Source organism: Gracilibacillus sp. YIM 98692, assembly GCF_010993965.1.
Lineage (GTDB): Bacteria > Bacillota > Bacilli > Bacillales > Amphibacillaceae > Gracilibacillus.
The window spans coordinates 79,453-102,427 of sequence record NZ_WIXM01000008.1 but is presented as its reverse complement, the minus strand read 5'-3'; the positions used below and the strand labels follow the sequence as shown (position 1 = coordinate 102,427).

At 36.3% G+C, this 22,975-nt stretch carries 18 protein-coding genes; 10 read left to right on the top strand and 8 right to left on the bottom strand.

Annotation, left to right across the window (positions count from 1 at the left end; genetic code table 11):
- Positions 1 to 91: 91 nt before the first annotated feature.
- From GHD00_RS09980 to GHD00_RS09950, 7 genes are all read left to right on the top strand, one after another.
- Complete coding sequence (locus GHD00_RS09980; RefSeq protein WP_163538019.1) at positions 92 to 1,054, top strand: acetylxylan esterase; 963 nt, start codon at positions 92 to 94, stop codon at positions 1,052 to 1,054.
- A 183-nt stretch (positions 1,055 to 1,237) separates the two neighbouring features.
- Positions 1,238 to 2,710 carry a methyl-accepting chemotaxis protein gene (locus GHD00_RS09975; protein WP_163538018.1) on the top strand — a complete coding sequence of 491 codons (1,473 nt, stop codon included), beginning with the start codon at positions 1,238 to 1,240 and terminating at the stop codon, positions 2,708 to 2,710.
- Positions 2,711 to 2,785: 75 nt separating this feature from the next.
- Positions 2,786 to 3,676, top strand: coding sequence for a LysR family transcriptional regulator (locus tag GHD00_RS09970; protein ID WP_163538017.1), 891 nt, complete (start codon positions 2,786 to 2,788; stop codon positions 3,674 to 3,676).
- 338 nt (positions 3,677 to 4,014) lie between these two features.
- A complete protein-coding gene (locus tag GHD00_RS09965) occupies positions 4,015 to 4,530 on the top strand; it encodes an acyl-CoA thioesterase (RefSeq protein ID WP_163538016.1) in 516 nt (171 codons plus the stop codon).
- 20 nt (positions 4,531 to 4,550) lie between these two features.
- Positions 4,551 to 4,922, top strand: a complete 372-nt coding sequence (locus tag GHD00_RS09960; protein WP_163538015.1) for a hypothetical protein — start codon at positions 4,551 to 4,553, stop codon at positions 4,920 to 4,922.
- A gap of 287 nt (positions 4,923 to 5,209) precedes the next feature.
- The gene (locus tag GHD00_RS09955; RefSeq protein WP_163538014.1) at positions 5,210 to 6,997 is read left to right on the top strand and encodes a heparinase II/III family protein; all 1,788 of its coding nucleotides are present in this window, start codon (positions 5,210 to 5,212) and stop codon (positions 6,995 to 6,997) included.
- 216 nt (positions 6,998 to 7,213) lie between these two features.
- Positions 7,214 to 8,785: an FMN-binding glutamate synthase family protein gene (locus tag GHD00_RS09950; protein WP_163538013.1), complete on the top strand. Its 1,572-nt coding sequence runs from the start codon at positions 7,214 to 7,216 to the stop codon at positions 8,783 to 8,785.
- Between the two features lie 63 nt (positions 8,786 to 8,848).
- Here the strand turns inward: GHD00_RS09950 and GHD00_RS09945 are convergent, their stop codons facing one another.
- From GHD00_RS09945 to ppc, 8 genes are all read right to left on the bottom strand, one after another.
- Positions 8,849 to 9,373, bottom strand: coding sequence for a nitroreductase family protein (locus GHD00_RS09945; protein WP_163538012.1), 525 nt, complete (start codon positions 9,371 to 9,373; stop codon positions 8,849 to 8,851).
- Positions 9,374 to 9,775: 402 nt separating this feature from the next.
- Positions 9,776 to 10,789 carry an ABC transporter substrate-binding protein gene (locus GHD00_RS09940; protein ID WP_481810385.1) on the bottom strand — a complete coding sequence of 338 codons (1,014 nt, stop codon included), beginning with the start codon at positions 10,787 to 10,789 and terminating at the stop codon, positions 9,776 to 9,778.
- A gap of 71 nt (positions 10,790 to 10,860) precedes the next feature.
- On the bottom strand, positions 10,861 to 11,637 hold the full coding sequence (locus GHD00_RS09935) for an ABC transporter ATP-binding protein (protein WP_163538010.1): 777 nt from the start codon (positions 11,635 to 11,637) through the stop codon (positions 10,861 to 10,863).
- A 22-nt stretch (positions 11,638 to 11,659) separates the two neighbouring features.
- Positions 11,660 to 12,415 carry an ABC transporter permease gene (locus GHD00_RS09930; RefSeq protein ID WP_163538009.1) on the bottom strand — a complete coding sequence of 252 codons (756 nt, stop codon included), beginning with the start codon at positions 12,413 to 12,415 and terminating at the stop codon, positions 11,660 to 11,662.
- Between the two features lie 195 nt (positions 12,416 to 12,610).
- Entirely contained in the window at positions 12,611 to 13,561 is a 951-nt protein-coding gene (locus tag GHD00_RS09925; protein ID WP_163538008.1) for a ribose-phosphate diphosphokinase, read from the bottom strand.
- A 66-nt stretch (positions 13,562 to 13,627) separates the two neighbouring features.
- Positions 13,628 to 14,755, bottom strand: coding sequence for a glycerate kinase (locus GHD00_RS09920; RefSeq protein WP_163538007.1), 1,128 nt, complete (start codon positions 14,753 to 14,755; stop codon positions 13,628 to 13,630).
- A 356-nt stretch (positions 14,756 to 15,111) separates the two neighbouring features.
- Positions 15,112 to 15,393, bottom strand: coding sequence for a spore morphogenesis/germination protein YwcE (locus GHD00_RS09915; protein WP_163538006.1), 282 nt, complete (start codon positions 15,391 to 15,393; stop codon positions 15,112 to 15,114).
- Between the two features lie 280 nt (positions 15,394 to 15,673).
- Positions 15,674 to 18,442 (bottom strand): phosphoenolpyruvate carboxylase, encoded by a 2,769-nt coding sequence (gene ppc, locus GHD00_RS09910; RefSeq protein WP_163538005.1) that lies wholly within the window; start codon positions 18,440 to 18,442, stop codon positions 15,674 to 15,676.
- A gap of 421 nt (positions 18,443 to 18,863) precedes the next feature.
- On the opposite strand from ppc, the gene GHD00_RS09905 reads away from it, so the two are divergent.
- The 3 genes from GHD00_RS09905 to GHD00_RS09895 all read left to right on the top strand — a co-directional run bounded on the left by GHD00_RS09905 (position 18,864) and on the right by GHD00_RS09895 (position 22,825).
- On the top strand, positions 18,864 to 19,415 hold the full coding sequence (locus tag GHD00_RS09905) for a glycerol-3-phosphate responsive antiterminator (protein WP_163538004.1): 552 nt from the start codon (positions 18,864 to 18,866) through the stop codon (positions 19,413 to 19,415).
- Positions 19,416 to 19,638: 223 nt separating this feature from the next.
- Positions 19,639 to 21,129 (top strand): glycerol kinase GlpK, encoded by a 1,491-nt coding sequence (glpK, locus tag GHD00_RS09900; protein WP_163538003.1) that lies wholly within the window; start codon positions 19,639 to 19,641, stop codon positions 21,127 to 21,129.
- A gap of 46 nt (positions 21,130 to 21,175) precedes the next feature.
- Positions 21,176 to 22,825 (top strand): glycerol-3-phosphate dehydrogenase/oxidase, encoded by a 1,650-nt coding sequence (locus GHD00_RS09895; RefSeq protein ID WP_163538045.1) that lies wholly within the window; start codon positions 21,176 to 21,178, stop codon positions 22,823 to 22,825.
- Positions 22,826 to 22,975 lie beyond the last annotated feature (150 nt).

Genomic DNA, 22,975 nt, shown 5'->3' with positions numbered 1-22,975 from the left:
CAATATATGCTTTCATGTTTGATGGTATAATACGGTAAGAATACTTACTAATAGATTTTAACATTTTTTGGGCAGATAGGGGGAAATAAGCATGCATGTAGACATGTCATTCAAGGAATTAAAGTCATATAAAGGGATCAATCCAAAGCCTAATGATTTTGATACTTACTGGGACCGAGCATTAGACGAATTGGAGAAGCAGTCACTAGAATATAAGTTGAAAAAGGCAGTTTTCTCGCCAGCATATGCCACCTGTTATCATTTATATTTTAAAGGGGTAGGAGGTGCGAAAGTACATGCAAAGTTAGTTAAGCCTTCTCCTCACATAGCTACAGGCCAAGCGGTAGTCATGTTTCATGGATATACGGTAAATAGTGGTGATTGGTTAGATAAACTCGCTTATGCTGCACAAGGAATTACTGTTATAGCACTGGATTGCAGGGGACAGGGCGGTTTATCGGAAGATAATTTATTAACCACTGGCACAACGGTACGTGGACATATTATACGAGGATTAGATGATAAAAATGCGGATTCTTTATATTATCGGCAGGTATTTTTGGATACAGTACAAACGGTGAGAATTTTAAAAACTATAGAAGGAGTAGATCCTGATAGAATCGGAGTATATGGTCAATCACAGGGTGGAGCATTAGCGATAGCATGCGCTGCATTAGAGCCTTCTATTAAACATGTATATGCTGTATATCCGTTTTTATCTGACTATGAGCGAGTATGGCATATGGATATCCATAACACGGCATATAAAGAGATTCGATATTTTTTCCGTTGTTTTGATCCAACTCATCAAAACCATCAGAAAATTTTTATGAAGTTGGGCTACATTGATATTCAACATTTAGCAGATCGAATCCAAGCAAGTGTGGAATGGGTAATAGCGATGCGTGATGTCATGTGTCCCCCATCCACACAATTTGCTGTCTATAATAAGATTAGATCTACTAAAAATATGCTCATTTACCATGAATTTGATCATGAACATTTGCCGAATCAAGTAGACCATTCATACCAGCAATTTGTCGATAAGTTGTAGATCTTTTTATGATGAAAGCCTCACGTTACTTTTTTAATTTTAGCTGTTTATGTTAGCTAATATAACGAAAACATAGATTTCCATGTCTAAACATTTATAATGATAATGAGTCATATTTACCAGGTAATATGTCATATTTTATACAAGATAGACTGATTTAGATATATGAGGAGCGTGGGGCTAGTGGTCAATAGATTATTTACTAAGAAGAGGAATAAGCAGGATGTTCAGTTTATATTATCAAAGGTAGCCGAAGGGGATTTAAGTATTCGATTATCGAATGTAGCTTCTTCTAATGATAATCATTCAACTAATGGGATGATACGAAAGACAATCGCTGGATTAAAAAATCTAATCAATATGGTGAGTAAATCATCGACAAAGGTTCATGATCGTGTTCTTGTTATATCTGATAAATCACAAAATATCACCTATTCTATTCATTCTATCAACGAAACATTGAATGAGTTAACACAAGGGATTCAACATTCGGCAGAAGAATCTACGTTGATTGCAGAAGAAATGAACGGTATCCATCAATTTGCGGAAGAATTAGTCGATCAAAATGACAATATTATGAGTTCCAGTCAATCTGTGAAGGCGGCTGTTCATAATGGACGTGATTCTGTAAAGGAATCCGTTGATATGATGAGTAAGTTAGAAAGCGAAAGTAAAAATAATGAAATCGGGATGAATCAGTTATTAGATGCATCTCAAGAGATTTCAACTATTTCCAATGTGATAAGAGATATCGCAGAACAGACAAATTTACTAGCATTGAACGCAAACATTGAAGCAGCCAGGGCAGGAGAGCATGGTAAAGGTTTCTCTGTTGTAGCGGGTGAAGTTGGAAAGTTAGCTTCACAATCCAAACAGGCGACAGAAAAAATTGAAGCACTGGTATCTAGTCTATTAGATGAAATTAATCACACATCTAATAGGACGAATGCTGTTTTAGAATTGGTGCAAAAAGGGTCTGATAGTATTTCAAATTCTAACAAAGCATTTGATGTAGTGGAAGAAGAATTAACACAAATTCAATCACAGATAAAACGTACAAATAATGAAGGAGTTAAATTATCAGAAAGCACGGAAAAAATTACCGATTCACTCAATCATACGACAGCTATTATAGAAGAAATTTCTGCTGGGAGTGATGCCATTTTAACGTCTGTCAATGAGCAACAAACGAATATAGATGGAATGAACCAATCTATACAGGAAACAGTAGAGTATACGAATACGTTATCAGCTGTCGTTTCTCAATTTAAACTCCCTGATGCGAGTAGTACTCACACTCATCAAAATAAAATTGAAATGCTGTTAGAGCAAGCTTTAACAGTTCGCGGTATTATGATGAACATGATTCAATCAGAAGATCATCAAGAAATATTAAATTGGAATGACAAAAAAGAAAAAGCAGAACAACAACTTCGTGAAAGTATAAAAAATATGAGGGAAATTTCCTTATCTCAACAGGATCAAGTTTATTTAGATCAATTTGAACAGGCTTGGGATCATTTTAGTGAAATAAAAGATGTAAATGCTGAATTAATGTTAGAAGGAAAATTTGAACAAGCTCGTTATAACCTAGTGAATAAGGGACGTGAAAACTTTAAATACGTTTTAGACGAGGTGACTAGTTGGCTGGACTAATCATTTACATTTAATCGTTGTCTAAATTAGTTTAATATTAAAATTACATATAAAGACAACGAAAGGAGCTTGCTGGTGGATATTAAACATTTGCAGTATTTTATTGAAGTAACGAATACAACAAATTTCACGCAAGCAGCAGATAATTTATATATTACTCAACCTGCCCTGAGTAGAATTATTAAGTCTTTAGAAGATGAATTGGGTGTTTCATTATTTATTCGCTCTCGAAAAAAAATACTTTTAACTGACGCTGGTGAAGTATTATATAAATATGCATCTATTATTACAGAGCAAATCGAAAGCTTAGAAATGGAATTGGAACAACTCCAAACATTAAAGACAGGTCATATACGTATAGGACTTCCAACAGTTGTTAATTCGTTCTTTTTTTCAGAACTGATTGCAGCTTTTCATCGGGAATATCCAGCTGTCACTTTTCAGTTAGAAGAAAATGGATCAAGAATAGTAGAAGAGAAAATCTCTAATGGAAGTCTTGATTGTGGTGTCGTTGTGCTAACTAATAGCCAGAACATGTTCGATTATTATACATTCGTAAAAGAAACGCTGACACTTGTTGTGCCAACTAGTCACCCATTTGCAGGAAAGAAACAAATATCGCTAAAAGAGTTAAAAGATCAATCTTTTATAATGTTTAATCAAGATTTTGAATTACGAAACCGGATTATGAATGCATGCAAGGAAATAGGTTTTCATCCTAAGATTATATCAGAGACGTCACAATTAGATTTTATCGAAGAAATGGTAGCATCTAATGTTGGAGTAACCCTTTTGCCGGAAAGTACGAGCAAGGAATTAACGAGTAAGATCACAACAGTTCCCGTCGTACACCCTGTTATAGAATGGAACCTTGCTTTTATATGGAAAAAAGACTCTTATTTATCACAAACAAATAAAAAATTTATAGCTTTTGCAAAAGAAAAATTGCTACATAGCAGCTCCTAAATGGGCAAAATTCAGGTAGTTCCTAACTCACCACCTGAATTTTGCCCATTTTTTGCTTTATCAGCTATTCCTGTGAGGAAAATGAGAATTTATATCGTGTTACCGATGAAGTGAATTCGACGTAGATGCCACGATTAGGAAGATAGATAAGTGCAACTACGGCTCTGCTGTCGCCAAAGGCTCAGCAATCACCGAGTTTTCTTTGTGTTCGCTTCCATGTATTTTTGTTATGAAGAGGATAATGGATCGGTATTGTACTTGTGAAGATAGCGAGGATTATAATGAAATTGTAAGCAATTTAAGACATTACTATATGTAAATAATAGGAGTGACCTCATATGGAAGCAAAAAAAATGAAAGATACTCGTGTTGTACAAACCGATCAAGTATTAATAAACGATTTAAATAATTACCATTCATTATTTGGTGGTGTATTAATGAAGAAAATGGATGCGTGTGCGACACTTTCCGCTAGAAGGCATTCTCGAATAAAAGAATGTGTCACAGCCTCAACAGATTCTGTTCATTTTCTTGAGCCTATTCGCCAAAGTGATTCTGTATGTATTGAGTCCTTTGTTACTTATACAGGAAAAAGTTCTATGGAAATTTTTTGTAAAGTTATTGCAGAAGATTTGGAAACTGGTGATAGAAGGTTTGCTGCTACTGCATTTTTTACCTTTGTTGCATTAGGAGCTGATAAACGGCCAGTGAAAGTTCCAGTCGTGTTACCTGAATCAGACGAAGAAAAGTATTTGCATGAAACAGGTGGAGAAAGGATTAAAATTCGTAATGTAAAAAGGGAGCAAAATATTGACCTTAAATCAAAGCTTTCTTTAAGTAAACCTTGGGATTAATATTTAAAAGGAGCGATATCATGATTATTTCAACTAATATACAAGAGTTGTATCAGGCGAAACATGCCATTAACCAATTAAAATCAGAAAACCCTATATCATATCAAAAATTTATCCATGCCATTCAATTAACGAGACAGTTACAATATGGATTTCAATACATGGGTTGCTTGTTAAATGGTGACGACCCTAGTAACTTCAGTCCCACGGATCAGGATAGTTATGTATTAACGATCTATGAACAAGAAATAAATAAACTGAAATACGACCGAGATTTTGATGCTGTCAAGCGGCTCTTAGAAAGTCATAAACATGTTAGCTATGATTATATTTGTAAATTAATATTAGGGGAACAACCTGAGATGTTGGCAGGACCAGCTGTAGTCCGTTAACTCAACACTCTAGAAACAGTCAAATCGAAGCAGATTTGGCTGTTTTTTATTAATTAGCGTTTGATATGGACCTTGACTTTTATAAGTTGTTAGAATTTAAAAAAAGATGATTAAGATGTATGAAGCGCTTGTCATTATGTATTATTCCGTTTAGAATCAAAACTATCTTAGAAGGAAATTGCAGACTATATTTATTTAAATGTTAGTTATCGTATAAGATTTTATATTTAAAAGCGTATAGGATAAAACACATTTATCTTGGAAAGTTGGATAGGAGTGGGTAGAAGTTGAATGTTAAAATAAATAGAAGGAATTTGTTCCATGTTATGAGCAAAAACGCAGATGCCCATATGGAAAGAATCAAGCAATACATTGAGCAAATGGGAGACGCTTTTTTGGAAGAGTCGTCGAAGCCGAACTTATCATTTGAGTTGTATCGACAATTTAGGAAAAATGGAGATCGTCAAGGATATGAGGATGTTTATTTTGAAAGAAGAAAGCGATTAACAACATTTGGCTTGTTAGCTTACCTCTATCCGAATGAACGAAAATATGTAAGCGCATTAGAAGAAGAGATATGGCAAGTGTGTAATGAGTTCACGTGGTGCCTGCCAGCTCATATTAATCCATCATTAGAAGAACAATCATTTGAAGAATATAAAAAAGGCTCATATCTTCCATATACCGTTGATTTATTTGCATCAGAAACTGCATTCACTTTGGCTGAAATGACGTATTTATTTGCAGATCTTATGGATCCTTTTTTAATAGACAAGGTGAAGATAGAAGTAGATCGAAGAGTCTTAACCAATTTTTTAAAAAATGGACCTTTTCATTGGGAGACAGCAACACATAATTGGTCTGCAGTATGCGCTGGTTCGATTGGTATGGCATGCCTATATATTGAAGAGGATAAGGATCGTCAAGAGGAGATTCTGACACGTGTTTTTCATGCGTTAAAGTACTATTTACAGGGGTTTGAAGCGGATGGAGCTTGTACAGAGGGATATGGCTATTGGCAATACGGATTCGGTTATTTTGTGTATTTTTCAGATCTTTTAGCGGTAACTTCCAATGAACAAGTCAACCTCTTAAACCAAGATAAAGTAAAACAAATTGCCTTATTTCAGCAAAGAATTTTTCTAGCAGATGATGTGGTCATTCATTATTCTGATGCCCCGTCTAATAGAGTAAAACCTATGTTAGGTTTTACACACCGTCTTCAAAAATATTTCTCCGAAGTACAAGTGCCGAGAGTCTCTATTGCTCAAGAGGAGATCATTGATCATTGCGGGAGATGGGCACCTGCATTTCGTGAGTTAATATGGTATGACACCACGTTAAAAGAACAGGGTTGGTCTGCCACTACTAATTACTTTGCAGACTCTTCTATTTTTATATCAAGAAGAAGATGGAAGGATAAGCCGTTTTCCTTCTCGGCAAAAGGAGGACATAACGATGAACCTCACAACCATAACGATGTAGGTCATTTCATTTTATTTGGAGGAAATCAGCTTTTCTTGAGGGATTTAGGAGCGGGGCAGTATAATAGAAATTATTTTAGTGATAAAAGATATGAATTTATATGCAACAGTGCAAGAGGTCATTCAATCCCGATCATTAATCATGCTGTCCAACCCCCTGGTAAGGAGTATGCTGCAACAGAGGTATTAATGGAGGAGTCAGAAAAGGCAGAAACATTTAGTTTAAACCTTGATCAAGCTTATAACGATCCAACGTTAAAACAATTCAAACGAACATTCTACTGGAGTAAAGATGGAGAACCAGAACTGATCATGAAAGATACATTTCAATTTACTAATAAACCTATACAAATCGTGGAGCAGTTTGTGATGGAGACGATGCCATATAAAATAGAGGAAGATTTCATCGCATTTTTTGGAGAGGGTGCAACATTACGAATAGTATTTGATAAAGAGACAGTAACGCCTGTGATAGAGGAAATAATGTATAAAAATCATCAAGGGGAGGACGAACCTTTCTTACTCCTAAAATTTGAACTGCAACAACAAGATTTCATACATATAGCATTCTGTTTCCAATTTATCGAATAAAGGGGATGTACTTAATGAATCAAATAGAAAGGATTAAAAAAATACGATTTCCTTATTTAAAATGGAATTATTTAATCTAGTTCCATACGTCCAATATTTTCACTATTAACAAGTCTCAGTAATGAAAACTGGGACTTATTTCTTTTTATTAGTAAAAATGAATCAAGCTAGATGCTATAATAGACTGTATGAAGATTGTCAGTAGGAGGAAAAATTATGGCGGATATCGCTTCTGTTATTTTATTAATTATCGTTTTAATCATTCTATTTATTCCAGCAGTATTTATGCTATTCGGATTTTTTGTAGATCGAAATCAGAAGAGACATGCTGTTCTGAGAAATTATCCCCTTATTGGAAGAGTTCGTTATTTTTTAGAAAGCATTGGCCCCGAATTAAGACAATACCTTTTTACAGAGGATGAAACAGGGAAGCCATTTTCTAGAAAGGATTATCAGGATATTGTGATTCCTGCGAAATATAAGAATCGTTTGTTAGGTTTTGGTTCGAAGCGGGATTTTGATCAACCTGGTTATTACATAAAAAATACGATGTTTCCCAAATTAGAAAATGAATTATCGATTGAACATCAACCATCAGTGAAAACGAAAGTCTATCATATTGAAAAAGAAAATTTATTCTCACGTAAAGAGCATCGCAAGGGCAAAAAGGTATCTCCTTATTTATTAGGAGAGAAGAATGAGGTAGTCATTGGAGAAAAAACAAATCATCCTTTTCATGTGAAAGGCTTGGTAGGGATGTCAGGCATGAGCTATGGTGCATTAGGTGATAGAGCAATCACTGCATTATCGATTGGGCTTGGACGTGCAGGTGGAACGTGGATGAACACCGGAGAAGGTGGTATTTCCGATTATCATTTGAAAGGGAATGTTGATTTAATAATGCAAATTGGCCCCGCATTGTATGGGGTACGTACTAAAAACGGGGAAATGTCATGGGAAGAATTAAAAAAGAAAGCATCGGTTGAACAAGTAAAAGCATTTGAACTAAAGCTCGCTCAAGGTGCTAAAACAAGAGGTGGTCATTTAGAAGCGGCTAAGGTAACAGAAGAAGTTGCTCGTAACCGTAACATTGAACCATTTCAGGAAAGTGACAGTCCAAACCGTTTTCGAGAGTTTAACGATGTTTATGGAATGCTGGATTTTATTGAAAAAATTCGGGATGTGGCAGAAAAACCAGTAGGTATTAAAATCGTTGTTGGACAAGAGAATGATGTACAGGAATTAGCTAATGCGATGAAAGAAACAGGGAAAAAACCTGATTTTATTTCAGTTGATGGTGGAGAAGGCGGGACAGGTGCAACTTATCAAGAATTAACAGATAGTGTTGGACTGCCTATTAAATCCGCTATTCCGATTTTACATCAAGCACTCATTCAAGCAGGGGTTCGAGAAGATGTTAAAATTATTGCATCCGGCAAGTTATTTACGCCAGACCGTATCGCCTTTGTTTTAGCACTTGGAGCAGATTTAGTGCAGCTTGCAAGAGCATTTATGATCACAACAGGATGTATCATGGCACAAGTTTGCCATACTAATCATTGCCCGGTTGGAGTCGCAACGACAAATCCTAAACTCCAACAAGCTTTAAATATTGAAGAAAAGTCCTATCGTGTCACGAATTATGTCATTTCTATCAGAGAAGGTTTGTATAATCTCTCAGCAGCAGCAGGACTTGAGTCTCCCACTCAATTAAAAGAAAAGCATGTAGCTTATAAAGATTTATATGATGTAGTGTATGAAAATCATCTGATGACAAATCAAAAATAGTTTAATATATTAATAATCATGAAAAAGATGGCGCTCTTGTTTCTAAAGAGGCCATCTTTTATATTATGAAAACTGATTATAATGTATCATTTCTGTTCTTTCAATTTTTGTTTTGGGTGCCTTATTCTCAGCTGGATAACCAAGACCAATAATAGCTAAAACTCTCCGATCATCGGGAATGGATAACGTTCGGCGTGCATGATTTTCTCTGCGCTCTGATTCTTCTGGGTCTTCTGCATGATAGACAGCACCGAATGCTCCGCCTAATCCCAGATTGACGGCTTCTAGCCATAAGTATCCTGATGCTATGGAGCTGTCTTGCAGCCAATACTTGCTAATATCAGGCCGGCCAGTAATAGCTATCCCAGCTTGTGCGTCTTTTATCCATGGCATAAATGGTGTCGTATCTCCCAATTCCTTTAATAACTGCTTATCGGTAACCACTATGATATCTTTTGAAGGCAGGTTATTTCCGGTTGGTGCAAAATAAGCAGCTTCCACAACCTTCTGCAATACTTCTTGTTTAATAGGTGTTGGTTTATATTTTGTTATTTCACGTCGGTGCTGAATAGCTTCTAAGACTTCCATTTTCCATCCTCCTTCTCCTTTTTCTATATATTAACATATAAGGAAAAGAAGCCGAATCTATAGCTCTTTATTATGACTGTTTTCAAAAAGGTTGTTGCTTATTTAGGAGTGCTTATATCTTCCTCATTTTTGACACTGCTATAACAAGCTCCGCCAACACACTTCGCTTTCCGCGGGCACCGCTTCAGCTTCCTCGGCAGCAAAGTACGCTACCTGCGGGAACTTCAGCTGGTGCTGTTCCAGCTGGAGTCTACGTATGTTGTCTCCGCTAGTAGTGTGGATCTGATTTTCGAAAGTTTGATCCTCATAGAATCGACGTATTATGAATTTTTTTACTGGATCAGAAAACTATACCACCAGTGGGGGATGAATACCCTCCTACTGATGGAAGTCTCACTTTATTTATTCATATGTCCCAATGATTTCGATGGCCTCTTCCACGAGAGACATATCGATAATTTTATCAAAGTCTAAATCTCCTTTAATGGCACCATTTTGATCATAAAATTCGTACTGATTTTTTACATCTTCTTCAAAAATTCTTCCATCTGGATTTAGTCCAGTAACCCCTACTTCTGTCCAGAGCTCTTTATCTTTTAAAGCAGTATGATTTGCCATAATAGAAATGATTTCGTCTTGATTTCCTGTTCCTTTTATAAAGACATCATGATAATCGCGTACACCTTTTAAATAAGCTGCCATAAATCGAACAGCCACATCTCTTCTATCTGTTAAAAACTTAGGAGATCCTAGTACCATGGCAATTTGTGCTTCCGGTGCATAGTCCGTGGTGTCACCAAATCTACGATGAATTCCTTGATTTTCTCCTTGTGTAATTAATGGTTCGATTTGTAAGGCTAGATCAATTTGTTTATTTCCCATAGCTGACATCATATTGCTGAAGTCAGACATTAAGACAAACTCTACCTCTTCAGGTGAGACTCCCGCATGATCTAGCATTTGGTTGAAAATATAATCATCTACTGCATTTTTAGTGGATACTGCTATCTTTTTTCCTTTCACATCTTCATAATCTGTTATTTCATCCTGCAGATCGTCTCTTACAACAAAGGAAAAGTAGGAACTTCCTTGATTGTTATGTCCTTTGTCTGCAATAAACCGAACATCAATCCCTTGCGCAATCGAATTGAAGAAAGATGCCGAAGAAATTCCACCTGCAACGTCTACTTCTCCTGAGGCAACAGCAGGTAGCATTTCATCACTGTTACCAAATGTAGCAAATTCGACTTCAATATTATACTCATCAAAATAACCTTTATCTTTTGCAATATAAAAACCAGCACCAGATGCAGAGCCATCTTCTGCAATGACCACCTTGGCTGTTTCCTCTAGAGCGGTTAGGCCATCATCACTTTGATTGGAGTTATTGGTCCCTGAGGATTGACAAGCAGCCATGAAGCTAAAACAACTTAACAGTATAAAGATTGTCATCACTTTATTCATCTTAAAACCTCCTTTAAAAATGTTTAATTGTCTGAGCGAGTTTGTTTCACTTCGTTTTGTAAATGATCCCATATATTTAAAAAGGTGTCTGTCATTACGGGATCTGAGCGAACTTTTTCTATTGTTCGCGGTCTTTTCATATCAATTGTAATGTCTTTTACAATTCGTCCTGGTTGTGAGCTCATGAGTAAAATGCGATCACTTAGAAGTAGTGCTTCGTCGATACTATGTGTGATAAATAAGACGGTCTTTCTTGTCTCTTGCCAAATGGTTAATAACTCTTCCTGTAAAATAAACTTATTTTGTTCATCAAGTGCGGCAAAGGGTTCATCCATCAATAAAATTTCAGGATCATTAGCAAAGGCACGAGCGATGCTGACTCTCTGCTTCATTCCACCAGATAGTTCCTTCGGATATAGTCGGCGAAATTTCGTTAATCCGACTTTTTTTAAGTATTGATTAGTACGTTCTTTTATATAAAATTTTGGCAGATGACGCATTTTTAACCCGAACGCCACATTTTCTTCCACTGTTAACCATGGGATGACACCACTTTCTTGAAAGATCATAGACTGTAGTGGACGGTTTTTAGGAGAGCTTTGGATTTCTACATGACCAGTGCTAGGCTTTTCGATATTGGCTAAAATTCGGAGTAACGTGGTTTTTCCACATCCACTAGGTCCTAAAAGACAAACAAATTCACCTTCTTCAATGGACAAAGTAATGTCTTCTAGTGCATCAATAAATCGGTTTCCTCGAATAAATCGCTTTGATAAATGTTCTAACAGAATTTTCGACATGAATACCCCCCCTGATTCTACCCTATTTCCAAGGCAATAATTTTCGTTCGAGTCCACGTAAGACAAGAGAGAAAAAGTAGCCAAAAAATGAAATTAGAATTAACCCAACATACATTTCAGGTAGCAAGAATGCTTTATAGTTCATCCAAATTAAGTAGCCTATTCCTGACGTTGCTCCAATCATTTCAGCTGCTACAATGGTTAATAAAGCAATAGCCTGCCCCATTTGAATCCCTTCTAACATAACGGGGAGGGAACCCGGTAAAGCAATTTTAAAGAAGAAATCTTTAGCATTAGCTTGATAGTTTTTAGCTATATCTACATAAATTTGGTCAATGTTGGCAACTCCAGCTGCTGTATTAATCGCAACAGGAAAAAAGACACTGATGGCGATGGTTACCATTTTGGAAAATTCACCAATCCCGAATAAAATGAGAATAATAGGCAGCATAGCTAATGTTGGAATAGGCATGAAGATCATAATAATTGGGGAAAAAGTATATTTCATAAATTTGTACATCCCCATTAATAATCCAATACAAATAGCTGGTATAACCCCTAATAAAAAACCGAATAAAATCCGAGTTAGACTTACTGTTATATGTTTAAATAATTCTCCTGATTCTGCCATATCCCATAATGTTTGCAGAATTAAAGTAGGCGGAGGGAAAAATCGAGAGTCTAAAATATTCATTTGTGAGAAAATTTCCCATAATAGTAATAAGCATAATGGGGAAGAAATGGTGATGATTTTTTGCGTATTAAATCGATGATGCATAATAACTCCCCCTTTCTGTAAAACCCAATTGGAAAATATGGATAGGTATTTCTATTTGTAGAATATGCATCCGCCTATATAGGTGTGCATCTATAAAAAGAGACTTCCATCAATGGGGGTTTTATGGATGATTGTTCACCGTGATAAAATGGGGCGTTTGTGGATATAAAAAAGCATGTGGAGGGATCCACATGCTTAGGTATATAAGGAGCTTACAGATTGTTGTTCATATAATCGAATAATTCCTTCTGCTACAATTGGTGCAACAGATAATTGTGTGATTTTTTCGATTTTTTGATTTTCGGCTAATGGAATCGTGTTCGTGACAATCAGCTCTGATAAATCAGAGGATGCTATTCGTTCAACTGCTTGTTCTGATAAAACGGGGTGTGTCGTACATGCATACACTTTTTTTGATCCATGCTCAAACAAAGCTCTGGCACTTGACTCAATTCGGCTGCCTGTGTCAATAATATCGTCTAAAATAACTGCCGTTTTATCAGCAACATCTCCTACTATGCTAATAGTAGAAGCATTTTCATTTGGGCCGCGCCGGTCTACAATAGCAATCGGTGCTTTTAATTGATCTGCTAATCTTCTCGCACGTGAAACACTGCTGTGATCAGGTGCCACCACTACGACATCCTCAAGATATTTTTCTAAAAGATAATCTCCAATGGTATAGATAGCCGTAATCGGATCGACTGGTATGTTGAAGAAACCTTGTGCCTGAGGTGCGTGAAGGTCAATCGAGATTAACCTAGTTGCACCAGCCTTTTGTATCAAATCCGCAACAAGTTTTGCTGTAATGGGTTCACGGGCTCGTGATTTACGGTCTTGACGTGCATAACCATAATATGGCATGACAACATTAATGGAACGAGCAGAAGCTCGCTTTAAAGCATCGATCATGATTAGCAACTCCATCATATGATCTTCAACTGGTTTACAAGTAGATTGAATGACGAAAACATCACAACCACGAATACTTTCTTCAATATTTATTTGAACTTCCCCGTCACTAAACGTTTTTACAGATGATTTCCCTAGCTCAATTCCAATATGATTGGCGATTTCTTCCGCTAAAGCAATATTGGAACTTAAGGAAAAAACTTTCAATTTTGTATTATGGTAACTGCTATTCAAGCAAAAGACCTCCTAATTATGTATTCTCTTACTTAAATTATCGCAAAAACATAATAGGGACACAAGTTATCTTGCTCGAATTTGATCAATTAATGTCAAAATTTGCTTTGTTTGTTCAAATAATAGATGTTGACTTTTATCCATACATTCCTGTAAAGTTAGGGGTTTGTTCACAATAGAGAAGCATCCAGCAAATTTTTCTCTTAACTTTTCATTTCGCTCTCCAAGACTACCTGATAAAAGGATAGTCGGTACTTGATGTTGATTAGCAAGTTCTGCAACGAATCCTGGTGCTTTCCCAAAAAGTGTCTGCTCATCACTTTGTCCCTCGCCAGTGAATACCAAATCAGCTTCCTTTATGGCTTCCTCTAAATGAATAGCTTTAGCTATTAAGGAGGCACCTGATTCTAACTTAGCTTGTAAGGCCAAAAATGCAAAGCCTAACCCTCCCGCAGCACCAGCTCCGGGTACATTTTGCAAGGATTGATTAAGTTCACTTTCTATTTTGGTAGCGAAATAAGATAAAGCGTCGTCAAATTGTTGAATTTGTTGATTCGTTGCACCTTTTTGAGGTCCGTAAATGGCACTTGCACCTTTTGGTCCACATAATGGGTTGTCGACATCGCACGCTATGCGAATATCTGCATCGAAAAGTCGAGAGTCTAAGTGGGTGATATCTATCGAATCCAGTTGTAACAAGTCTTTTCCATATGGTCCAATTTGATTTCCATCCTTGTCAAAAGCCTTTAATCCTAATGCTTGAAGCATACCTAGTCCTCCATCATTCGTCGCACTTCCTCCTAAACCAATGATAAAAGATGTACATCCTTGATCTAAGGTATCTAGAATTGCTTCACCCATTCCGTATGTAGTGGTTAAATCTGGATTACGTTTGTCATCAGGCACTTGATATAAACCTGCATGCAGTGCTGTTTCGATAATCGCAACTTTATTATCTAATATAGCATAGTAAGTAGAAATTTGATCACCTAATGGACCAGCAGTTGTAAGCTCCATTTTTTTTCCGTTCGTTGCAGATAAAATGGCAGCAATCGTACCTTCTCCGCCGTCTGCCATCGGCTTTGTGGAAATGTTCGCATCTCTTATATCAAGAATGGCTTCTTTGATAGTTGATGCAACTTCATTTGCAGATAAACTTCCTTTATAAGAGTCAGGGGCAACAACAATGTTCATTTTTTCTCCTCCAAATTCTTTCTTTTTCTAAATATGTATGTACATAAATTATACTCGAGAAAACGGTATCAAACAACTAGAGACATCACTCTATTTCCTTTAGATTAGTGCTAGAACTTGCTCAGGAAAATACACTTCGCTTTCCGCGCGCATGGCAAGCACATTACAGTCATTAGATTGGTAAATGATTCGTACCAGTTTTATGTCGAATAATTTATTAACTGTGTCGTAAACCGACGAGGGATTCAGAGTGAAACAAAAAAAAGAAAGGGAGCAGGGCTCCCTTTCTTTTCATTTGTCCTTTTGATAGGTAAGGACTTGTAAAGTGTGAAGTGATATTGGCTTGTATAGTCACTTTATCCTTGAGATTGGACAAAGTTTTGACGCAATTTTAGTGACTTTCTCATTTCTAGTAAAATAATGGTGAAAGCAATATGTCCATAAACTAAATTGGCTAAGAAGAAGATCCATAAGTAATTTTCACTTGGTGCAATGCCTACTGTTACATACTTAATAAATGTAAACCATGCGGCAAAGACAAAGGGAATTTGCATCAAAGCTGTCTTTTTCCAATTATCTCCCCATAAAACAAAGGGTGTGACACTAAATATCAATAAAAATATTAACAGGATATCCATATAGCTCACCTCAATAATTTTTGGAAGTGTTTACATTATTATAACATAACGTTCAAAAATTTGTAACAATTTATTCATTTTTTGTTCATATTTTTAAAGGTTAATGAAAGAGGGGAGGTATTCAGCACTTGGCTTGATAAAGAAAAACTTGGCTTATCGCCAAGTCTTAATGGCGAAAGCCTTAGTTTTACTTATACTATCAACCATAATATTTTATACTTTCTGATAGTACAAAAAAACCATGAAGCAAAATTTTGCTTCATGGTTTTAAAATGATGAATTAACCTGTGTTACGCAGACCTGCAGCAACACCATTAATGGTTAGTAGTGCTTCCATTAATAATTCTTCTTGTTTTTTACCTTCTTCTTCTTCATTGCGAAGTTGAGAAACAAGTTGAACCTGTAATTGATTTAATGGATCTACAATTGGGTTACGTAAACGAACAGATTCTTTAATATTTTGTTTATGGTCTAATAATTCTTCTTGCCCAGTAATTTGCAGCAAAATATCTTTGGTTACGTTGTATTCCGCTTCAATTTGCGAGAAAATACGTTGACCGATTTCAGGGTCTTTTACCATATTGGCATATTCTCTTGCTGTGGCAAGGTCAGCTTTTGTTAAAGCCATTTGTAAGTTATTAATAGTTGCCTCAAAGAATGGCCAATGCTTGTACATATTTTGTAACAAGTCTAAGTTTCCTGTTTCCTCAATATAAGTCTTGAAGCCAGTTCCAGCAGCATACCATGCAGGTAAAAGTTGTCTGCTTTGTGTCCATGCAAACACCCAAGGGATAGCACGTAAATCTTCAAAGTGATCGCTGCCTTTACGCTTCATTGGGCGTGAACCAATATTTAAGTCACCTAGTTCATGAAGAGGTGTTGCTTGATTAAAGTATTTAATAAAGCCAGGATCATCAAATACTAGTGATTGATATTTTTTCAATGCGTATTCAGAAATAACGCCCATCGCTTCTTCTTCTTCTTTCGTTGGCTGCATACCTTCAGTATTTTGCTGTGAATTTTGATCATTCAGACCCATAATACCAGTAAGCAGGGTAGATGTTGCTTGTTCAAGACTACGGTAAGCAATATCTTCTAATAAATAGCGAGAAGATAGTACTTCACCCTGCTCTGTAATTTTGACACCGTCACCTAAAGTTACTGAAGGCTGTGATAATAGACTAGAGTATAATGGTCCACCACCACGTCCTAGTGATCCACCTCGTCCGTGGAAATATTTTAATTTCACGCCATAGCTTGAAGCAATATCATGGATATCTTGCTGTGCTTTGTAAAGCTCCCAGTTTGCCGTAATATTTCCACCATCTTTACTACTATCTGAATAGCCAAGCATGATTTCTTGTAAGTCTCCGCGAGCTTCTAGGTGCTTACGATATAATGGAATATCGAATAACTGCTTAATCATCTCTGGTCCATTTTTTAAGTCATCAATGGTTTCAAGAAGAGGAGCTACATGAATGCGACTCATTACTGTACCATCAGGATACACGCGATAAAGCCCAGCTTCTTTTGCTAACACTAATACTTCTAGCAAATCACTTACAGCGTCTGTCATACTAATTAAGTATACTTCAATTGCACGAAGCCCAAATGTATCTTGAGCATTTCTGATCATTCGGAAGGTATCAATTACTTCTTGTGTTTCAGGTGAAAACTCATCATAGATGGATATGAGTGGACGAGGATTTTCTAATACACTCATTAATGTTTTTACCTTGTTCTCCTCTGATTGCCCCTTATAGTCATCCGCAATACTTACTTGATGGAAAATTTCTGTAAGTGCTGATTCATGTTCACCACTGTGGTTACGGATATCTAAGGATGCTAAATGGAATCCGAATAAATCTACTTGGCGAATTACCTTGCGTAATAATTTAATTGGATTATGTTGTGGATGATGCTTTGTCATGCTTTCACGAATAAGGTTTAAGTCATCTAACAGATCTTCTGCTTTATCATAACCACGTTCATCATCTTGCTCTGTAAAAGCTAGCTTTTTCAAAATAAGAGAAAGTTTTACTCGGTATACTTCATCATCTTTATGCCAGCCATTTTCTTGTAATGCATTTCTATCTTGCTCAATAGAATCTAAAAGTTCATCACTCACTTTAATTTTAGAAGTGGAGTGGCTTAACTGATCCTTTAATGCATTCAACGCTTCTTTATATTTCTTAAGTACAAGTTGACGGTGACGCTTTAATGTTTCGAAAGTTGTTGTTGCTTTCACATTCGGGTTACCATCGCGATCTCCACCAACCCAAGAGCCAAAACGTAGGAAAGATGGAATATTCCAACGCTGGTTATAGTTTTCATATAGTAAATCTTCTAAGTCGTCATGAATTCTTGGTAAAATATCGAATAATATACGATCAAAGTAATATAGACCGTTAGAAACCTCTTTCATAACTGAAGGTTTTTTCTGTCTGATTTCTTGTGTTTGCCATAAGATCGTGATTTCATTAGCAATTCGTTCTTTAATTATTTTCTTTTCATAGCGTGTATATGCATAATCCCAAGAAGTTAAAAGTTTCGCAATACGTTTATGAATTTGTAAAATCGATCTTCTTGTTGCCTCTGTTGGGTGTGCAGTAATAATTAACTCTAATGAAAGCTTTTCTAAGAGCTCTGTGATTTGCTCTGGTGTAACATTATTGTCAATTAATTGTTTGACACCTGCCTCTAATGAGCCTGGTTGAATAATATTAGTATCTTGTGCCTGGTACTCACGACGTCTGCGTGTACGGTAATTTTGCTCCGCAATGTTTAATAGGTGCAAGTGAATAGAGAAAGCACGAATAACATTTTGGCGAAGACCAGGTTCTAAATCACTAATAGCATTTTTTATATCTGTATTTGTTTCAAGTTCATTTGTTTCACGCAATTCTTTAGATAGACTTCTTATTTTTTTGACAGTGTCTAATAACTGGTCTCCACCTTCATGTAATAAAACGTCATCTAGAATTTTGGTTAAATAGTCCACATCTTTTAATAAAGAAACATTTGATTTTTCGTCAGAAATTGCTCCCATTTATCCCACTTCCTTTCGAAAATTTCAACATATATAGAAAATGTTTCTTTCCATATATTTTTACTAATAAATTGTTGATCATGTTAAAGAAGTCATTAAAAATTGCTTAATGGTCATACAACTGTCTTATGGTTGGAATTGGATAGAGGATTGTGACTTCGATTAAACTATCCTAATATAAATATAGGAATCGTTTGAAAATTTTGAAAAGACTTCAGCATATGTTTAGGTCCAATGTTAATCATAACATGAAATTGTCGAAATGAATAATTTTTATGTCTTTTATATGCTAATGGACTTGACAAAGTCATGTATAATTTGAAGAAGATTTAAATACTTTGCAGGCACCCAATAATATATTTTACGGTAATGTTGGATTTTTCGCAAATTTTTATAGTTAAAAAGGCAGGGGGAAGCAGTCATGACTTATATTTCAGGTGTTCTTCCAGCAGTAAGAAAAATGAAGGATTTTGAAAAAGTAATGGACCATCCGCATAGCGAGTTGTGTATTATATTAGAATCTAGAATTTCTCAACTTCATCAGATCGTAAAATTGGTGAAGAAAAAAGAAAAAAAAATATTTGTGCATGCAGATTTAATTAATGGATTAAAAGTAGATCAGTATGGCATGGAATATTTAATACGAGTGCTTAAAGTTGATGGTATTATTTCCACCAGAGCCAATGCTATTTCCATGGCGAAAAAGAATAATATTGTTGCTATTCAACGGTTATTTGCCATTGATAGCTCTGCTTTAGAGAAAAATATCGAGTTAGTAGAAAAATCAAAACCAGATTATATAGAAGTTTTACCTGGTATTTTACCCTCTGTTATTCAAGAAGTAGTAGAACGTACTGGGATTCCAGTTATAGCTGGAGGTTTTATTCGATCAGCTCAAGAGGTTCAAGCCGCTTTAGACAGTGGTGCTATTGCCATTACTACCTCCAATCCGGAGTTATGGAACAACAACTAATGTTTGACAGCGTTTTTACATTGTTGTATCCTAGCTATTAACAAGTTAAAAAATGTGTCGGAGAGATGGAGTCCACACAGCAATTTTCGTGCTTTTCATTAGAAGAAGTGCGTCTATTCGCTGTGTGTTTTTTTTGTATTAAAAGAAAACGTATTATGATCTATAAATACAAGTAAGATAAATAAACAAAAGGGTACTCTATAAATTAAGAGGTGGATACGTTATGGAAAAGTATATTTTATCAATTGATCAAGGAACAACTAGTTCAAGAGCAATTATTTTTAATGAAAATGGAGAAATCGTGAAAGTTGCACAAAAAGAATTTGAACAATTTTTTCCTAAACCTGGCTGGGTAGAGCATGATGCAAATGAAATATGGACATCTGTTTTAGCTTGTATTACCGACGTGTTAAGAATGGCTGATATTTCACCGTCACAAATATCAGGAATTGGTATTACTAATCAACGTGAAACTGCAGTGGTTTGGGACAAAGAAACTGGGAAGCCTATATATAAAGCGATTGTATGGCAGTCTCGACAAACAGAAGATATTTGTCGAGAGATGCGTGAGGCAGAGTATCAAGATACATTCCGGAAGAAAACGGGGTTACTAGTAGATGCTTATTTCTCGGGAACAAAAGTAAAATGGATCTTAGATCATGTAGAAGGTGCTCGTGAAAAAGCAGATCAAGGTCAATTATTATTTGGAACGATTGATACATGGCTGATTTATAAATTAACAGGCGGAAAAGTGCATGTTACCGATTACTCGAATGCGTCTCGAACGCTTATGTATAATATTTACGAATTAAAATGGGACGAAGAGCTGCTAAAAATTTTAGGCGTTCCTAAAAGCATGCTTCCTGAAGTCAAATCATCATCAGAAGTTTATGGAGAAACAGTTGATTATCATTTCTTCGGAGAGAATGTACCAATTGCAGGAGCAGCAGGAGATCAGCAAGCAGCACTGTTTGGACAGGCGTGTTTTGAAAAAGGAATGGTTAAAAATACTTATGGCACAGGCTGTTTTATGTTAATGCATACAGGAGAAAATCCGGTTCGCTCGGACCATGGCTTATTAACAACTTTAGCATGTGGTGTTGATGGGAAAGTGGAATATGCCCTAGAAGGCAGCATATTTGTAGCTGGTTCTGCCATCCAATGGCTAAGAGATGGATTACAAATGTTTAATGATGCTAAAGAGACGGAAGCATATGCGACAAGGGTAGAATCGACTGAGGGTACTTATATAGTACCAGCCTTTGTAGGTTTAGGGACTCCTTACTGGGATAGTGATGCAAGAGGTGCAGTATTTGGCTTAACAAGAGGAACTTCGAAAGAGCATTTCATTCGTGCCACATTAGAGTCCATTGCTTATCAAACAAAAGATGTACTTAGCGCCATGGTAGAGGATTCAGGTATTGAAGTGAAGTCTTTAAGAGTCGATGGAGGTGCGGTTGCGAATAACTTCTTAATGCAATTCCAAAGCGATATTCTAGATGTCCCAGTAGAAAGGCCTGAAGTAATTGAAACAACAGCTTCCGGTGCTGCTTATTTAGCAGGTTTAGCGGTAGGCTTCTGGGATAGCAGAGAAAATATTCGAGAACAATGGAAAATGAATCAACAGTTTTCAAGTGAAATGGATCAAGCAACGAGAGAAAAATTATATAAAGGCTGGAAGAAAGCAGTTGAAGCAACAAGAGCTTTTAAATAATGGAGATATAAAAGTTGTAACCAAATCAAATGAAGGGGGACCATCCATGACATTCTCAAGTTTAAATAGAAAACAAACGTTGGAGCAAATGGAATCATTGGATATGATTATAATCGGTGGAGGTATTACTGGTGCAGGAATTGCATTAGACGCAGTATTAAGAGGTTTAAAAGTAGCCGTAATAGAAATGCAGGATTTTGCAGCTGGAACTTCTAGCAGGTCTACGAAATTAGTGCATGGAGGATTACGTTACTTAAAACAATTCGAGGTGAAAATGGTTGCAGAAGTGGGGAAAGAGCGTGAAATCGTTTATGAAAACGGCCCACACGTGACTACACCAGAGTGGATGATGCTGCCTTTCTACAAAGAGGGTACATTTGGACCATTATCTACGAACCTTGGTTTAAGAGTTTATGACTATCTTGCAGGGGTAAAAAAATCAGAACGCAGAAAAATGTTTGATCGTCAAGAAGCACTTAAGCGAGAACCATTATTGAAAAGCGATGGTCTGAGAGGTGCTGGTTACTATGTTGAATATAAAACAGATGATGCAAGGCTGACAATAGAGGTTATGAAAAAGGCTGTAGAAAATGGAGCTTTAGCATTAAATTATGCAAAAGTAACCGACCTTTTATATGATCAGAATCGAGTATCAGGAGTTAAAGTAGAAGATCAGTTAACGAAAGAAGAGCATGAACTCCGTGCTAAATATGTAGTGAATGCAGCAGGCCCATGGGTTGATACAATACGAGAAAAGGATCATTCCAAAAAAGGGAAGACATTACAATTAACGAAAGGGATTCATCTGGTGTTTGACCATAAGCGTTTTCCGTTGGAGCAAGCGATTTATTTTGATACACCTGATGGACGAATGGTTTTCGCTATACCAAGAGATGGAAAAACTTATGTGGGGACAACAGATACGGTCTATCAAGGGAATATTGCTCATCCAACCATGACAGAGTCGGATCGAGATTATGTATTAAATGCCATTGATTTTATGTTTCCTGATATCCAAATTACAGCTGATGATGTAGAATCCAGCTGGGCTGGTTTACGTCCACTGATTCATGAAGAAGGCAAGGACCCATCTGAAATTTCTCGTAGAGATGAAATCTTTGAGTCTCACTCGGGGCTTATTTCGATAGCTGGTGGTAAATTAACAGGTTACCGCAAAATGGCTGAACATGTTGTGAATTTTGTAGCAGATAAAATGATCCGTTCAGAGCAAAAAGTTTTCTATCCAAGCGATACGAAACATTTGCCATTATCCGGTGGAGATGTAGGAGGTTCTAAAGGTTTTGTATCATACGTTGACGAGCAAATTGAAAATGGGAAAAAGTTAGGTCTTGAACAAGCCATTGCAAGACAGTTAGTAAAACGCTATGGCTCGAATACGCCTATTGTCTATGATTACTATCAGCAAGCTAGCAAAAGTGAGTCCACAACTAATCCCGTTACAGAAGCGATCTTACGTTATGGTATTGAACATGAAGCAGTTTGTAAGCCTGTTGACTTTTTCATTCGAAGAACCGGGGCACTATTCTTTGACATTGAGTGGGTGAAAAAAGAAAAAGATTCGGTCATCTCATTTATGCAAGAACAATTTGGTTGGACAGATGAACAGACAGAGCAACATACAGAAGAATTGGATCAGTTGTTATATGAAGCTGTTCATCCTGTAAAAGAATCATAATTATAAGCCGTGGGATATATAATGTCTCACGGCTGTTTTTTATAGAGTGACTCGAAAACTGAAAAAAGTGGCTCGAATGTATTCATTAGTGACTCGATAAAGCAAGAAAACTAAATCAACCTTACAGTTCATGAGAATATGTTTGGAAAA

Coding starts and splice junctions, on each gene's coding strand:
- GHD00_RS09950 (WP_163538013.1), top strand. CDS start 7,214: ATGGCGGATATCGCTTCTGTTATTTTATTAATTATCGTTTTAATCATT.
- GHD00_RS09945 (WP_163538012.1), bottom strand. CDS start 9,373: ATGGAAGTCTTAGAAGCTATTCAGCACCGACGTGAAATAACAAAATAT.
- GHD00_RS09980 (WP_163538019.1), top strand. CDS start 92: ATGCATGTAGACATGTCATTCAAGGAATTAAAGTCATATAAAGGGATC.
- ppc (WP_163538005.1), bottom strand. CDS start 18,442: ATGGGAGCAATTTCTGACGAAAAATCAAATGTTTCTTTATTAAAAGAT.
- GHD00_RS09915 (WP_163538006.1), bottom strand. CDS start 15,393: ATGGATATCCTGTTAATATTTTTATTGATATTTAGTGTCACACCCTTT.
- GHD00_RS09930 (WP_163538009.1), bottom strand. CDS start 12,415: ATGCATCATCGATTTAATACGCAAAAAATCATCACCATTTCTTCCCCA.
- glpK (WP_163538003.1), top strand. CDS start 19,639: ATGGAAAAGTATATTTTATCAATTGATCAAGGAACAACTAGTTCAAGA.
- GHD00_RS09960 (WP_163538015.1), top strand. CDS start 4,551: ATGATTATTTCAACTAATATACAAGAGTTGTATCAGGCGAAACATGCC.
- GHD00_RS09920 (WP_163538007.1), bottom strand. CDS start 14,755: ATGAACATTGTTGTTGCCCCTGACTCTTATAAAGGAAGTTTATCTGCA.
- GHD00_RS09935 (WP_163538010.1), bottom strand. CDS start 11,637: ATGTCGAAAATTCTGTTAGAACATTTATCAAAGCGATTTATTCGAGGA.
- GHD00_RS09940 (WP_481810385.1), bottom strand. CDS start 10,789: ATGGCTGCTTGTCAATCCTCAGGGACCAATAACTCCAATCAAAGTGAT.
- GHD00_RS09895 (WP_163538045.1), top strand. CDS start 21,176: ATGACATTCTCAAGTTTAAATAGAAAACAAACGTTGGAGCAAATGGAA.
- GHD00_RS09965 (WP_163538016.1), top strand. CDS start 4,015: ATGGAAGCAAAAAAAATGAAAGATACTCGTGTTGTACAAACCGATCAA.
- GHD00_RS09905 (WP_163538004.1), top strand. CDS start 18,864: ATGACTTATATTTCAGGTGTTCTTCCAGCAGTAAGAAAAATGAAGGAT.